The organism is Luteitalea sp., from assembly GCF_022842525.1.
Classification (GTDB): Bacteria; Acidobacteriota; Vicinamibacteria; order Vicinamibacterales; family Vicinamibacteraceae; genus Luteitalea.
On record NZ_JALHPM010000158.1, the window covers coordinates 1 to 15,017 of the forward strand.

The window sequence follows — 15,017 nt, forward strand, 5'->3', positions numbered from 1 at the left end:
CGGGCGAGCGCGGCGGCCCCGGGGGGCAACGGCGCCATTCCGGCGGGCGGGTACGTGCTGTCGTACGGCGGCGAGGCGGTGCCGGCGACCCTGGCGGGCCTCACCCGGGCCCCGTCGGTGCAGGTGCGCGAGTCCATCGAGGTGCGGTCGGGACAGCGGATCCGCGACTGGATCCGCGCCCCCACCATCATCGGAGGCGCCGGTTTGCTGGTGCGCCAGGGGGCGCCGCTCGCCGACTGGGCCGACGAGCAGTTGTCCCGTGGGTTCGACACCACCGCCCACCCGCGCACCGTGATTGCCCGTGATCGCGAGGGCCTGTGGTGGCTCATCACGGTGGACGGGCGCCAACCGGGGCGGGCCATCGGCATGTCCTTCGCCGCCCTGCAAGCGCTGCTTGCGCGTATGTCCGTCACCGACGCCCTCAACCTCGATGGCGGCGGGTCCACGACGATGGTGGTGGGGGACGCGGTGGTGAATCGGCCGTCGGATCCGCTGGGACCGCGCCCGGTGAGCGACGCCATTCTGGTGCTCCCGCGCTGAGCGCACGAGGGGCGCGCCTGCAACGGCGTTCCTATGACCGTCGTTTCCTTGAAACAGGGCCGTAGTCGAACCGTATACTCCGCATGAGGCGTGCTGGTCTCACGCGCGCCCGTCCCCCGTCCATTTCGCAAGAGGAGTCAGGATTCACATGCTGTTCGCACCGACGAACTCTCCCCGGTGGCGTCGCGCGTTGCTCGCCGCGGCCGTTCTGCTGGTCCTGGTGTCCGGCCTGTCCGGCGCTCAGGCGTTTGCGCAGTCCACCGCGGCCAACGGCGCCATCGAAGGCACCGTGGTCGACAACTCCGGTGGCGTGCTGCCGGGTGTCACCGTCACGGTCGTCAACACCGACACCGGGACCAATCGCTCGGTGGTGACCAACGAGGCCGGCCTGTATCGCGCCACGTTGCTGCCGCTCGGGACCTACCGCGTCAGCGCGGAGCTCCAGGGCTTCAAGAAGTTCGAGCAGGTGGGAGTGACCGTCGGCGCCGGGCAGACCGCGACCGTCAACGTGCGGCTCGAGGTCGGCGACCTGAACGAGACCATCTCGGTCACGGCCGATGCCCCGGTGGTCGACACGGCCAAGGTCGATGCGGGCCGAAACCTCAACGAGAACGAGATCAAGAACCTGCCGCTCGTCTCGCGCAATCCGTACAACTTCGCGTTGCTGCAGCCGGGCGTCACGGGCTTCGAGAACTCCGAATTCGGCGTGCCGCGTTTCGCGGCCAACGGCACCCTGCTCCGCATCAACTACCAGATCGACGGCAACACCAACACCCAGAAGGACCGCGCCGGCCTGCGCCTGCTGCCGGTCTCCGAGGTGATGGTGCGTGAGGTCAAGGTCGTCACGAGCGGCTACGCGCCGGAGTTCGGCCAGACCACCGGCCTCGTGTACAACGCCATCACGCCGTCGGGCACCAACCAGTTCCGCGGTGCCGGGGCCTACCGCTTCCGCCGCAAGTCCTTCAGCGCGTTCCCGTTCTATTTCCAGGGCGCCCGCACCGACGACCGCCGCCCCGACACCAAGGTCGACACGGTCACCGCGGAGCTCGGCGGCCCGATCCTCAAGGACAAGCTGCACTTCTTCACGGGCTTCGAGAACACCTATCGTGACCTGTCGGCGCAGAGCGTCATCACGGCCACGCCCGAGAACGTCGCCCGCCTCGGCATCGCGGCGCAGCCCGGCGTGGTGCCGCGCGAGCAGACGGCCCGCTTCTTCATCGGCAAGGTCGACTACCAGCTGGCGCAGAACCACCGCGCCACGGCCCGCACGATCATCTTCCGCAACGACTCGCCCAACAACATCGGCGGCGCGCTGACCACGCTCGAGCGCACGACGGACTTCCTCGACGCGATGGAGAGCACGTCGGGTCAGCTCGTCTCGTCGTTCGGCTCCAGCATCCTCAACGAGTTCCGCGTGCAGTACGCCCGTCGCGTCCAGGGCCGTGAGGCCAACGACCTGTCGGGCACCGGTCCGGCCATCAACATCCCGGGCGTGGCGAACTTCGGCGGCCCGATCGCCACCGCGTCGGACGCCGGCTTCGGCTTCACGCAGGGCATCTTCCAGGTCGTCAACAACTTCACCTACATCCGCGGCAACCACAGCTACAAGTTCGGCGGCGACATCCAGCTGATCAACGACGAGCGCACGGCCACGCTGCTGCAGCTGTACACGTTCCCGTCCATCGACGCCTACCTCGCGGCGAGAAACGGCACCAATCCGCGCAGCTACACCAACTACCAGCAGCTGATCGGCAACCCGGACTTCTCGATGAAGTCGTCGGGCTACAGCTTCTTCGTGCAGGACGACTGGCGTGTCACGCCGAACCTGAAGTTCATCTACGGCCTCCGCTACGACTACTACAACTACCCGGAGGGTGACCCGAGCGCGCCGTTCGCGTTCTCGCAGAGCTACGCCGACGACACCAACAACGTCGGTCCCCGCTTCGGCCTCGCGTACAGCTTCGGCGCCGACAAGCGCCAGGTCATTCGCGCCAGCTCCGGCATCATGTACGACCAGATGCTGCTCGGGGCCTACGAGACCGCCATCCAGGCCAACGGCAACCCGGAGCGCATCAACGTGACGCTGGCCGGCAACGCCGCCAACGCCCCGGCCTTCCCCGGATCGCTGGCCGACCTGCCGCCGGGGTTCGTCCTGCCGCGGCAGTCGATCACCACCGTCGACCCCGACTTCCAGGTCGCCCGCACGTGGCAGAACAACGTCCAGTACGAGCGCGCCTTCGGCCAGAACTACTACGGGTCGGTCGGCTACACGTTCGTGCAGGGCGACCTGCTGCCGGTGATCGTCAACATCAACCCGATCAACCCGATTTCGTCGCTCGGCGACGGTCGTCCGGTGTTCAGTTCGGCGGTCAACGCCACCACCCGTCTCGATCCCCGCTTCAATCAGATCAACGTGGTGCAGTCGGCTGGCGATTCGACCTACAACGCCCTGATGCTGCAGTTCGGCAAGCGCCTCAGCGGCGGCATCCAGTTCGACGTCAACTACACGCTCGGCAAGGGCACCGACAACGCCCCGCTCACCACCGCGCTGTCGGTGCAGGGTGACGATGGCGTCAGCGACCCGACCAACCTCGATCGGGACCGCGGGCCGAACCTGCTCGACACCCGGCACACCTTCGCCGGCAGCGTGATCCTGCAGCCGACGTTCGCCGTCGACGGCCTGGTCGGCGCGATCGTCAACGGCAATCAGCTCGGTCTGATGATGCAGTTCAACTCTGGCCTGCCGCTGAATCTCCGCAGCGCCACCGACCTGAACGGCGACGGCGTGCTCGCTGATCGTCCGCTGTTCGTCGGCCGCAACTCGCTGTACCTGCCGGCTCGCTACAACGTCGACGCGCGCTTCTCGCGCTTCATCCCGTTCGGTGGCACCCGCCGCCTCGAGATCGCCGCGGAGTTCAAGAACCTGTTCAACACCGTGCAGACGTCGGCCGTCAACCGCATCATCCCGACCAATGCCTTCGGTGAGCCGACGGTCGCCCTGCCGAGCAGCAGTGACCAGCTCCAGCCGACCGCCGGCTACGAGCAGCGCCAGTTCCAGCTCGGGTTCAAGTTCTACTTCTAGGAAGAACGGGCACCGGGCACCGGAAATCGGGAGTCGGGGCGGCCGTGGTCGGGCCGCCCTTGCTCCCTCTGCCACTGGTGTCCGTCGCACGACCATTCATCGGTCCCTGACACCCGTTCCCCGGACCCCGCGCGCCCCGGCTCCGCGGGACTGTTAGCCTCTATCGAACCAGGCAACCTCCCTCTCTCGTGGACCACATGCCCAGACCGACTCTTCGCTCCTTCGCACGCGTCGCTGGCGTCGCGCTGTTGCTCGCGCTCGCCGTGCCGGCGCACACCCAGTACCGCTTCCAGCCCGTGGGCGAGCACCCCGACCAGGCGGCGCTCGGGCTCGTGCTCCGGCAACTCGGGTCCGTCGGCAGCCTGATGATGACCACGGCGCATCCCGACGACGAGAACAATGCGTTGCTGGCGCGCTACAAGTTCCGCAACGGGGTGCGGACGACGCTGGTCACCGCGACCCGCGGGAACGGGGGCCAGAACGAGATCGGCCCGGAGATCTTCGAGTCGCTCGCCGTGCTGCGCACCGAGGAGCTCCTGGCCGCGCACCGCGTCGATGGCGCCGAGCAGTACTTCGCGCGCGCCGTGGACTTCGGCTTCTCCTTCAGCCGCGACGAGACGTTCCAGCGGTGGCACCGCGACAAGATCCTCGAGGACTACGTCTACTGGATCCGCAAGATCCGCCCCGACGTGATCGTCGGCTTCATCTGGGATCACACGCAGGGCGGCGGGCAGCACCACCAGGCCTCGTCCGACATCACCGCCGAGGCCTTCCGCCTCGCGGCCGATGCCTCGAAGTTCCCGGCCCAGATCGCCGCCGGGCTCAAGCCGTGGCAGGCGTCGAAGTTCTATTACACGGGCGGGTTTGGCGGTGGTCCGGACAAGGCCGCGCCCGAGGCCGTCTGCCGCATCGACGGCAACATCTTCGACCCGCTGCTCGGCCGCACCTACAACGAACTGGGCGCCCAGGCGCGCAGCATGCACATGTGCCAGGGCATGCCGCAGCTCTACAGCCTGCCCGGGCCGCAGCCCCGCATGTACGTGCTCCAGGACACGGTCCTCACGACCCCGAAGGCGGATCAGAACACGGACATGTTCGCCGGCATCGACACCAGCCTGCGCAGCCTCGCGCGCTTCGGCAAGGGCGGATCGCCCGCGCTCGGCCTCGCCATCGAGTCGCTCGAAGGCCAGGTGCGCAGCGCCCAGCTCGCCTTCGAGACCAAGGGCGTCGCCGGCGCCCGCGCCGCGCTGCCGCAGGTGCTGACGACGGTGCGTGCGCTCCGCGCGCAGCTCGGCAACATGCACCCGGATGCCGACGCGCGCTACGAAGTCGACTTCCGTCTCGAGCAGAAGGAGCGGCAGGCCGAGGAAGCGCTGCGACTGGCCTCGGGGCTCCGCGTCGATCTGCTGGCCGATGACGGCCTGATTGTCGGTGGACAGCCGGCGAAGATCGCGCTGCGCGCCTTTGCCGGCGGTGGCGACGGCGTGGCGGTGAAGGCCGTGGAGTTCACCGGGTTCGACGGGACGGCGGCGTGCCCGGCGGTCCCGCTCGAAGGCCTCAAGCCGTACGTCTGCGACGCCACGCTCACCGTGCCCGCGAAGGCCAAGCTGACGACCGCGTACTGGAAGCGGCTGCCCGATCGCGACTACTACGACTTCGATCCGGAGGCGCCGTTCGGCCTGCCGTTCGAGCCGACGCCGTTCACCGCGAAGGTGACGCTGACGATCGGCGGTCTCGATCAGGTGGTGACGTATCCGGTGTCGTTCCGCCACGAAGGCAACGTCTTCAGCGGCGAGAAGCGGCAGGAACTGCTGGTCGTCCCCGCGCTCGCGGTCAAGCTGGGTGCCGATGTCGTCGCCTTCCCCGGTGGCGGCGTGACGCGCGACATCAGCGTCACGGTGACCAACCACGCCCGCTCGGGTGGGACGGCCGACGTCACGCTGCAGCTGCCGGCCGGCTGGACGTCGGCGCCGGCGGCCGAGTCGGTCACGTTCGCGCGTGAAGACGAGGCGCGCCAGGTGACGTTCGCCATCACCCCGCCCGCGGGCACCCCGCCGGGACGCTACGACGTCAAGGCCGTCGCCTCGCGCGACGGGCAGTCGTTCGACAAGGGGTACGAGGCCATCGAGTACCCGCACATCCGTCGGCGTCACCTCGTGGCCGACGCAGCCGGCAGCCTGAAGGTCCTCGACCTGAAGCCGGTGACCGGCGTGACCGTCGGCTACATCATGGGCGTCGGCGACCAGGTGCCGCCCGCGCTGGTGCAGCTGGGCGCCACCGTGGAGTTCCTGACCCCCGAGCAGCTCGCGTCTGCGGACCTGTCGCGGTTCACGGTGGTGATGACTGGCGTGCGCGCGTACGAGCGGCGCAACGACCTCCGCGCCTACAACCAGCGACTGCTGGACTACGCCGCCAAGGGCGGCACCGTCATCGTCCAGTACAACAAGTTCGAGTTCAACGAGGCGCAGTACGGTCCGTACCCGGGGACGATCGGGCGACCGTCGCCCAACCCGGGGCCCTTCGGCCGGTTCTCGGCGGACCGCGTCACCGACGAAACGGCCCCGGTCAAGGTGCTGGTTCCGGAGCATCCCGTGTTCACCACCCCCAACAGGATTGGTGAGGCGGCCTGGAAGGGGTGGGTGCAGGAGCGCGGGCTCTACTTCTTCGGCACCGAGGCGGCCGACAAGCGGTACGTCGATCTCGTGGAGATGGCCGACCCGTTCCCGAACAACCCCGGTGTGAAGCGCGGCGCGCTCGTGGAGGCCAGGGTCGGGCAGGGGCGGTGGGTATACGTGGGCCTGAATCTGTGGCGACAGCTGCCGGCCGGCACCGACGGCGCCTACGCCCTGATGGCCAACCTGCTCTCGCTCGGCACGCGCTGATGAGGGTAGGGCCCGTTCTCCGAACGGGCCGTCATGATTCCTCCCGAGGGTGACGCTGGTCTGACGTGACGGCCGGCTCGGAGAGCCGGCCCTACCCGCGGGCCGGCCCTACCCACGGAGAGTCGACCCTACCCGCTACGTACGCACGACCGTCAGCCGGCTGACAGTTCTGTCGAGCCCACCGTCTCCCCCGAGGCGGTGGGCTTTGCCGATCAGGGCCAGATCCGTGGCAGGATGAGAGAAACACACACGGATGAGCTGGCCCCGGGGGTGGGAACGGACTTTGCTCTTGTGTGGAGGCGCACCTATGGCGAGACGAGACGACCGCATCGAGCACCTCTTGCGCCGGGCCGGGTTCGGCGGGAGCCCTGACGAAGTCGCGGAGCTGGCCCAGATCGGGTACCAGGCGGCCGTCGACCTGCTGGTGTTCTTCGAGCAGGCGCCCGACGACATCGACGCCCGCATCGGGGTGCCGGGGCACGTGGGGGTGACCACGCGCGGGCAGTTCTCGCCCGACACGTCGATCACCGACGCGCGCCAGCGCTGGCTGTTCCGGATGGTGCATACGCGGCGTCCGCTGCAGGAGAAGATGGCGCTCTTCTGGCACCACCACTTCGCCACTGCGTACAGCAAGATCAGCGACACCTACGGCGGCACCCTGGCGACGCGGATGATGGCAGCCTCCGGGGCCTACAACGGGCCGAAGAGCAGCCCGTCGGGGCAGATCGAGCGCTTCCGTCTCAACGCGCTGGGCAACTTCTACGACCTGCTGGTGGCCGTGGCCCGTGACCCGGCGATGCTGGTCTGGCTCGATGGGCGCCTGAACGTCCGCGGCACGCCGCAGGAGAACTTCGCGCGCGAGGTCATGGAGTTGTTCACGATGGGCATCCGCCCGTCCGACAACGCGCCGAACAACTACACCGAAGACGACGTCAAGGCGGCGGCCCGGGTGTTCACGGGCTGGAACCTGAGTGTGGGGGCGCGCGGCACCAACAACGTCAACGACCCGACGCTGGCCTACGACTACCTGTATCGCGCCGATCGGCACGACACCGGCACCAAGACCTTCTCGTTCGACATCTATCCGGGCGGCGGGCGGACGATCACCTCCAGCGGCGAGCAGGAAGGCCTCGACTTCCTGCTGGCGTGCTGCCGGCATCCGCAGACGGGCCCGCGCCTGGCGCGCAAGCTGTACGGCTTCTTCGTCAGCGAGCTGCAGCCGGCGCCGCAGGCCTTCGTCGATCGCATCGCCGGCACGTTCTACAGCACCAACTTCGACATGCGGCGGGTGGTGCTGCAGGTGCTGCTCTCGCCCGAGTTCCAGGACGAGTCGAACTACTACACGCGCTACGCCTGGCCTGTCGAGTTCGTCGTCAAGTCGATCAAGGAGACCGGCTGGACCGGCTTCTCGGTGGACAGCGCGCTGTCGCCGATGCTGGCGATGGGGCAGACCCTGTTCGAACCGCCCGACGTCAACGGGTGGGAGACCGGCCCCGGGTGGTTCTCGACCGGCGGCATGCTCGCGCGCATGAACTTCGCGGCGACGCTGACGCAGAACCAGCGGTTCAATCTGCGTGAGGCCGCCCGCGCCTCGAAGGGATCGCCCGAGTCCGTGCTGTCGTACACGCTCGACCGGCTGTCGCCGATGCCCTTCGATTCGCCGCCGTACAACGAGCTGCTCGGCTACCTGCGTGCGGGCACGAACTGGACGGGGTCGGATGCCGAGCTGCTGGCCAAGGCGCCAGGCGTGACGCACCTCGTGCTCGCGTCGCCCGAGTATCAATTCGTCTAGCGGTCAAGGTGAGGGCCCTGGGGCATGGGCCTTGGGCCTTCGCCCTTCGCCCTTCGCCCTTCGCCCTTCGGCATTCAGCATTCGGCATCGCGGCATTCTCCAATGACCCCAAACCGTCGGCAGTTCATCAAGGGTGGCGTCGCAGCCTTCACCGTGAGTTTCGCCGCACCGGCGTTCCTCTCGGACATCGCGCGGGCGCAGGGCGCGCGGTCGCGCAACCTGGTGGTCCTGTACCTGAGCGGCGGCAACGACGCGCTGAGCATGGTGGTGCCGTACGGCAACGCCGGGTACTACCAGCGGCGACCGACCATTGCGGTGCCGGCGGGCAACGTGCTGCAGGTGGGGGCCGATGCCGGCGGCACGGCGGTGGGTCTGCATCCCCGCCTGACGGGCCTCAAGCAGATCTTCGATGCCGGGCGGCTGGCCGTCATCCAGCGCAGCGGCTACCCGAACTCGAGCCGTTCGCACTTCCTTGGCACCGACATCTGGTCCACGGCCGATCCGGGCAATCCGTCCGGGCCGGGGTGGCTGGGGCGCTACCTCGAACTGCTGCCGCAGCCGCTCGACCCGCTCACCGGCTGGAACACCGTGCGCGAGACGCCGCGCACGCTGCTGTCGCGGTTCGTCGGTGTGCCGGCGATTCCCGACCCGCGGACCTACGCGTTCAGCAGTCCCAACTCGGGCAACGAGGCGTTGTTCGCCCGGCAGGCCGCCACGCGCATCGCCTCGCACGTCCCGGTGGACCGTCCGCACCTGTCGTTCGTGTCGGGCACGGCCCGCGCCGCCTTCGACACGCTCGATCGGGTGGCGTCGGTGGCGCAGTACGCGCCCACGGTGACCTATCCCGCCACGGGCCTCGGCAGCGCGCTGCGCGCGGTGGCCGGGTCGATGGTGCGCGGCATCGGGACCAAGGTGTTCTGGGTGCAGACCGGCGGCTTCGACACCCACGCCTCGCAGAATCCGAACCTGGACACGGGCGCCTACTACCGCCTGATGGGCACCATGAACGACGCCCTGCTGGCCTTCTACCAGGACATGTCCAATCAGGGGCTGCTCGGCGACACGATGGTGCTGCAGTTCTCCGAGTTCGGACGGCGCGTCTACGAGAACGGCAGCCAGGGCACCGACCATGGCGCCGCCAGCACGATGATGGTGATGGGCGGCGGGGTGAACGGCGGCCTCTACGGCACGGCGCCCGACCTGCGCGACACGCCGGGCAATCCGACCCTCGAGAGCAACAACGGCGACATCCGCTACCAGACCGACTTCCGGTCCGTCTACGCGCGCGTGCTCGACAACTGGCTGGGCACCAATTCGGAGACCGTCCTCGAAGGCAACTACCGCAACCCCGGCCTGACCTTCATCTGAGCGGGCGGGTCGACGCGACGCCCTCGTACATCTACACTCGTGTCCTGTGCGTAGTGAAAGGTGTGCGCGCTGATGTGGTTGCTGCTGGCCCTGGCGGTCGAGGCAGACGACCCGCGCCGTTCCCGTGATGCCGACGCGGAGGCGATGCGTCGCATGGCGGCCGGCGACGGCGGTGCGCTCGCGGAACTCTACGACCGGCACGGCCGCGTGCTGTTCTCGCTCGCCGTGCGCATCCTCCGGGATCATGGCGATGCCGAGGAGGCGGTGCAGGACGTCTTCGCGCAGGCCTGGCGGCAGGCGGCACGCTACGACACGACGCGTGGCGCGGTCGTGGCCTGGTTGCTGATGATGGTGCGGAGCCGGTCCATCGATCGGCTCCGTGCGCGCCGCGGACAGCCGCCCCTGCAGGGCGACCATCCGACGGCGCTGCGCGATGCCGCCGACGCATCGACGCCGGTCGATCTGGCGTTCCTGACCACCGACCAGATCGCGCGGGTGCGGGCGGCCCTCGAGGACCTCCCCGAGGTGCAGCGGGCGGCCATCGACCTCGCGTTTCACGAGGGCCTGACGCACGCGGAAGTCGCCGAACGGCTCCAGCAGCCGCTTGGCACCATCAAGACCCGGATCCGGCTCGGACTGCTGCGCCTGCGTGCGGCGCTGCCGGCCCATGGCGAGACCCACGAGAAAGGGGAAGGTGACGCATGACCACGTCCGGAACCGACCCCCGCTACGACGCACTGGCCGAGCTGGCGCTCGGCACGCTGCCCGAGACCGAACGCGCCGCGCTGGAGGCCTGGCTGGCGACCGACCCGGCCGCCCAGGCGCAACTGCGCGCGCTGCGCGAGTCGCTCGGCCTGCTCGCCGTCACCGCGCCCGCCGTGGATCCGCCCGATCACCTGCGCGCCCGCGTCCTGGCCATCACGGGGCAGGCTCCGCCCGCACCGGCCCTGGTCACGCCCCCACCGACCCTTCCCGGCGCGACGGACCACACCGACCACGGCACCCGGCATCGTCGCGCGACGGCCGGGGGACTCGTGCCGTGGCTGGCCGCCGCGGCCGCCACCCTGGTGGCGCTCGGCCTCGGCTGGCAGAGCCGACAGCTGCAGTCGGAGGTGGATCGACTGCAGGCCGACCTGCGGGCCACCGAAGCCCGCCTCGCGACCACCGAGGCGGAGGTGCGGTCGAACCGCACCCGCCTGGCGCGTGTGCAGGCTGAGAGCGCGATCCTCGCCGCCGCCGATCTCCGACGCGTCGATCTCGCCGGCCAGAAGGGCGCCCCACGCGCGTCCGGCCGCGCCTTCTGGAGCCGCGCCCAGGGGCTCGTCTTCACGGCGGCGCGCCTGCCCGACCTGCCCCAGGGGCGCACCTACCAGCTATGGGTGCTGACCGCAGGCGCTCCGGTCAGCGCCGGACTGTTCCGCCCCGATGCCTCCGGCGGCTCGTCGGCCGTGTTCGACACGCCGGTGGCGCTGCCCACGCCCGCGGGCCTCGCCGTCTCCATCGAACCGGAGGGCGGCGTGCCGGCGCCGACCGGCGACATCGTGCTGGTGGGGAAAGCGGAGTAGGGGGCATGACGGGCTTTCCCGGATAAAGTGAGCGCTGCACCTTGCGCAGCTGGGCCTTCGGCTGCTTTACTGACGCATGCCGACCGCTGAGCCGACCGGGATGCAGGTCCCGCAGGCGCCGCTGTTCGACGAGTACGCCCTCGGACGCGCCTACGACGAGATGTTCGGCGCGCTCGGCCAGCCGCGCCCGCACTACGCGGCCCTCTTCGAGCAGCTCGGCACGCTCCACGCCCCCGAGCTCCAGCGCCGCCAGCAGGTGGCCGACCGCGCCTTCCTGCATCAGGGCATCACCTTCACGGTCTACGGCGACAGCCGCGGCACCGAGCGCATCTTCCCGTACGACCTGCTGCCGCGCATCATCACCGGCGACGAGTGGCGCCAGCTCGAACGCGGGCTCACGCAGCGCATCACCGCGCTCAACCTGTTCCTGCGCGACATCTACCACGAGGGCCGCATCCTGCGCGCCGGCGTGGTGCCGCGCGAGCTGATCTTCAGTTGCCCGCACTACCGCCGCGAGATGCGCGGCCTGCGCGTGCAGGGCGACCGCTACGTCTCGGTGTCGGGCACCGACCTCGTGCGCCTTGCCGACGGCCAGTTCGCCGTCCTCGAGGACAACCTGCGCGTGCCGAGCGGCGTGTCGTACATGCTCGCCAACCGCGCGGTCATGAAGCGCACGTTCTCGCGCCTGCTGGCCCGCTACAGCGTGCGGCCGATCGACCACTACGCCCAGGCCCTGCTGCGCACACTGCGCGACCTGTCGCCCCAGAGCCGTCCCAATCCGACCGTGGTGCTGCTGACGCCGGGCGTCTTCAACTCGGCCTACTTCGAGCACGCGTTCCTCGCGCGCCAGATGGGCATCGAGCTGGTCGAGGGGCGCGACCTCTTCGTCCACGACAACGTCGTCTACATGCGCACCACGTCGGGGGCCCAGCGTGTCGACGTGATCTATCGTCGCGTCGACGACGACTTCGTCGACCCGCTGACCTTCCGCAAGGACTCGCAGCTCGGCGTCACCGGCCTGTTCAACGCCTACCGCGCCGGCAACGTCTCGCTCGGCAACGCCATCGGCACGGGCGTCGCCGACGACAAGGCGGTCTACGCCTACGTCCCGGCCATCATCAAGTTCTACCTGGACGAAGACCCCATCCTCCGCAACGTCGAGACCTACCTGCTCGACGATGCGGTGCAGCGCGACCACGTGCTGCAGAACCTCCATCAGCTGGTGGTGAAGGCGGTCGGCGAGTCCGGCGGGTACGGCATGCTGATCGGCCCGCACAGCACGGCCGAGCAGCGCGAGCAGTTCCGCGCCGCCATCCTCGCCAATCCGCGCAACTACATCGCCCAGCCGACCCTCGATCTGTCGTGCGCGCCGTGCTTCATCGACGAACGGATCGAGCCGCGGCACATCGACCTGCGCCCCTACATCCTGGCCGGTCAGCAGACGGTCATCGTGCCGGGCGGCCTGACGCGCGTCGCCCTCCGGCGCGGGTCACTCGTCGTCAACTCCTCGCAGGGTGGCGGCAGCAAGGACACGTGGGTGCTCGAATGAGTGGAGGTGGCCAACAGATGCTCTCGCGCGTGGCCGACCACCTGTACTGGCTGAGCCGCTATCTCGAGCGCGCCGAACACACGGCACGCCTGCTCGAGATCAGCGTCAGCCTGGCCGCGGACCGTACGCCGGAATCGGCGTCGCGGCAGGGCGTCCGTCTGCTCAGCGCCCTGCAGGCACTCGACGCGCAACGCGCCGGGTTGGTGGATTTCCACCTGCTGGCGGTCGACCTCACGGTCGGCGAGCGCGAGGAGTCGCTGCTCAAGTGCGTGTCGCACGCCCGCGAGAACGCCCGCCAGGTGCGCGAGCAGATCAGTGTCGACATGTGGGAGCAGCTCAACCGGCTGTACCTGCGCCTGCTTGCCGCCCGTGAGGATCCGAGCTGGCAGGAACAGCCGGAAGATCTCTTCCGCGACGTGCGGCATTCGGTCTACCTGTTCAAGGGCATGACCAGCTCGACGATGGCGCGCGGGGAGGGCTGGCAGTACATGGAGCTGGCGCGGTTCCTCGAGCGATCGATCAACACGTCGATGCTGGTGGACGTGCACCTGCGCGAGTTCCACGACAGCCTGCGGACGTCGGTCGAGGCCACCGAGTACGTCGAGTGGCTGTCGCTGCTGCGCTGCTGCGCCTCGTTCGACGCCTACGTGCGGGCGCACTCGGCCTCGATCCGCCCCCTGCACGTCGTCGACTTCCTGGTGCTGGACGCCCTCTTCCCGCGGTCGCTGCGCTTTGCCGCCGACCGCATCGAGGAATCGCTCAAGCGGCTGTCGCGGCTGTCGGGTCGCACGCAACCGGCGCGCGTCGAGCGGCTCGCCGGCCTGCTGCGCGCCTCGCTGCAGTTCGTCCAGATCGAGGAATTGCTGCACGGCGACCTGCTGCAGACGCTGGAACACGTGCGTCGCCAGTGCCGCCTGATTCATCACGCCACGTACCAGAGCTACATCAGCTACCAGCTCGAGAGCGAGATTGCCTGACGGCCATCTCCGCCCCCGAGCTGGTCGAATGCCGCGATGCCGAGAATGCCGGACATGCCGCCAGTTCCTTCGCTCTTCGCCCTTCGCCCTTTGCCCTTCGGCATCACGGCATTCGGCATCGCAGCATTGTCAGTGAGCTGAGGGAACCATGCGATACACCGTGTACCACCTGACCCACTTCCGGTACGACGCGCCCGTGAGCGAGAGCGTGATGGAAGTCCGCATGCAGCCGCGCACCGAGAGCGTGCAGCGGTGCCTGCGCTTCGAGCTGGCGACCACGCCGCGCTCGCGGGTCTTCGCCTACCAGGATCCCGAAGGCAACGTCGTGCACCACTTCGACGTGCCGGCCCGGCATCGCGAGCTCACCGTCGTCGCCGAGTCGGTGGTCGAGTTCGTCGCCGACATCACCATTCCGGAGAAGGGTGACGCCGCGATGTGGACGCTGCTCGACGAGAGCGGGGTGCGCGAGCGCTTCTTCGAGTACCTGGAACCCTCGCACTTCGCCCGCCCGACCGAGGCGCTGCTCGCGTTCGGCCGCGAGCTGGGCCTCTCGCGCGATGTCGATCCGCTGTCGCTGGTCCGCCGGCTCAAGATCCAGTTGTACGACGCCTTCGAGTACGCCCCGAAGTCGACGCGGGTCGACTCGCCGATCGACGACGCGCTGGCGGCTCGGCAGGGCGTGTGCCAGGACTTCGCCCACGTGACCATCGCGCTGATGCGCAGCATGGGTATCCCGTGCCGGTACGTCAGCGGGTACCTGTTCCACAACCACAAGGGCGACGAGCGATCGGTCGACGGCGCCTCACATGCCTGGGTCGAAGCGTGGTTGCCGTCGCTCGGCTGGGTCGGTATCGACCCGACCAACAAGACGCTGGCCATGGATCGCCACATCCGCGTCGCCATCGGCCGCGACTACCACGACGTGCCGCCGACGCGCGGGGCGTTCAAGGGCAATGCCCGCAGCGAGCTCGGCGTCGCCGTGCGCGTGCAGACCACCGACGCGCCGATCGAGCCCTCGGACGTCATGCCGGCGCTGTACTGGGCCGCCCCAGAGCCCGATCCCGATCCGACGCTGATCGACGACGAGCAGGAACAGCAGCAGCAACAGCAGTGAGCCAGTGGCGCACTGCTGTGGCAATTCAGAATTCAGCCTCTTCCGGGATCAGCGTGGGTAGAGGTCGAGCCCACCGCAGTGAAAGTAGATGGCGGTGGTGAAGTGTTGGGCGTTGCGGAAGCCGCCGGCCTTGCGCTTGATGCTCATT

Annotated in this window: 10 protein-coding genes; all 10 read left to right on the plus strand. The window is 69.0% G+C overall.

What is annotated here, in order from left to right:
• Positions 1-540: phosphodiester glycosidase family protein (locus tag Q0C41_RS23675; RefSeq protein WP_291988045.1), on the plus strand; the 540-nt coding region annotated here is incomplete at its 5' end.
• Between the two features lie 148 nt (positions 541-688).
• Positions 689-3,622, plus strand: coding sequence for a TonB-dependent receptor (locus tag Q0C41_RS23680; RefSeq protein ID WP_291988046.1), 2,934 nt, complete (start codon positions 689-691; stop codon positions 3,620-3,622).
• Positions 3,623-3,819: 197 nt separating this feature from the next.
• On the plus strand, positions 3,820-6,504 hold the full coding sequence (locus Q0C41_RS23685; protein ID WP_291988048.1) for a PIG-L family deacetylase: 2,685 nt from the start codon (positions 3,820-3,822) through the stop codon (positions 6,502-6,504).
• A 307-nt stretch (positions 6,505-6,811) separates the two neighbouring features.
• Positions 6,812-8,296: a DUF1800 domain-containing protein gene (locus Q0C41_RS23690; RefSeq protein WP_291988050.1), complete on the plus strand. Its 1,485-nt coding sequence runs from the start codon at positions 6,812-6,814 to the stop codon at positions 8,294-8,296.
• Between the two features lie 102 nt (positions 8,297-8,398).
• Positions 8,399-9,664: a DUF1501 domain-containing protein gene (locus tag Q0C41_RS23695; protein WP_291988052.1), complete on the plus strand. Its 1,266-nt coding sequence runs from the start codon at positions 8,399-8,401 to the stop codon at positions 9,662-9,664.
• A 60-nt stretch (positions 9,665-9,724) separates the two neighbouring features.
• A complete protein-coding gene (locus tag Q0C41_RS23700; protein WP_291988054.1) occupies positions 9,725-10,369 on the plus strand; it encodes a sigma-70 family RNA polymerase sigma factor in 645 nt (214 codons plus the stop codon).
• Positions 10,366-11,229, plus strand: a complete 864-nt coding sequence (locus Q0C41_RS23705) for an anti-sigma factor (RefSeq protein WP_291988056.1) — start codon at positions 10,366-10,368, stop codon at positions 11,227-11,229. The genes Q0C41_RS23700 and Q0C41_RS23705 overlap by 4 nt, the downstream gene beginning before the upstream one ends.
• Before the next feature lie 100 nt (positions 11,230-11,329).
• Positions 11,330-12,778, plus strand: a complete 1,449-nt coding sequence (locus Q0C41_RS23710; protein WP_367079302.1) for a circularly permuted type 2 ATP-grasp protein — start codon at positions 11,330-11,332, stop codon at positions 12,776-12,778.
• Positions 12,779-12,795: 17 nt separating this feature from the next.
• The gene (locus Q0C41_RS23715; protein WP_291988060.1) at positions 12,796-13,755 is read left to right on the plus strand and encodes an alpha-E domain-containing protein; all 960 of its coding nucleotides are present in this window, start codon (positions 12,796-12,798) and stop codon (positions 13,753-13,755) included.
• A 148-nt stretch (positions 13,756-13,903) separates the two neighbouring features.
• Positions 13,904-14,869: a transglutaminase family protein gene (locus Q0C41_RS23720; RefSeq protein ID WP_291988062.1), complete on the plus strand. Its 966-nt coding sequence runs from the start codon at positions 13,904-13,906 to the stop codon at positions 14,867-14,869.
• Positions 14,870-15,017 lie beyond the last annotated feature (148 nt).

What these genes read in the sequence shown, in the direction of transcription:
- Q0C41_RS23680 (WP_291988046.1), top strand. Translation starts at nt 689, where the DNA reads ATGCTGTTCGCACCGACGAACTCTCCCCGGTGGCGTCGCGCGTTGCTC.
- Q0C41_RS23685 (WP_291988048.1), top strand. Translation starts at nt 3,820, where the DNA reads ATGCCCAGACCGACTCTTCGCTCCTTCGCACGCGTCGCTGGCGTCGCG.
- Q0C41_RS23690 (WP_291988050.1), top strand. Translation starts at nt 6,812, where the DNA reads ATGGCGAGACGAGACGACCGCATCGAGCACCTCTTGCGCCGGGCCGGG.
- Q0C41_RS23695 (WP_291988052.1), top strand. Translation starts at nt 8,399, where the DNA reads ATGACCCCAAACCGTCGGCAGTTCATCAAGGGTGGCGTCGCAGCCTTC.
- Q0C41_RS23705 (WP_291988056.1), top strand. Translation starts at nt 10,366, where the DNA reads ATGACCACGTCCGGAACCGACCCCCGCTACGACGCACTGGCCGAGCTG.
- Q0C41_RS23710 (WP_367079302.1), top strand. Translation starts at nt 11,330, where the DNA reads ATGCAGGTCCCGCAGGCGCCGCTGTTCGACGAGTACGCCCTCGGACGC.
- Q0C41_RS23715 (WP_291988060.1), top strand. Translation starts at nt 12,796, where the DNA reads ATGCTCTCGCGCGTGGCCGACCACCTGTACTGGCTGAGCCGCTATCTC.
- Q0C41_RS23720 (WP_291988062.1), top strand. Translation starts at nt 13,904, where the DNA reads ATGCGATACACCGTGTACCACCTGACCCACTTCCGGTACGACGCGCCC.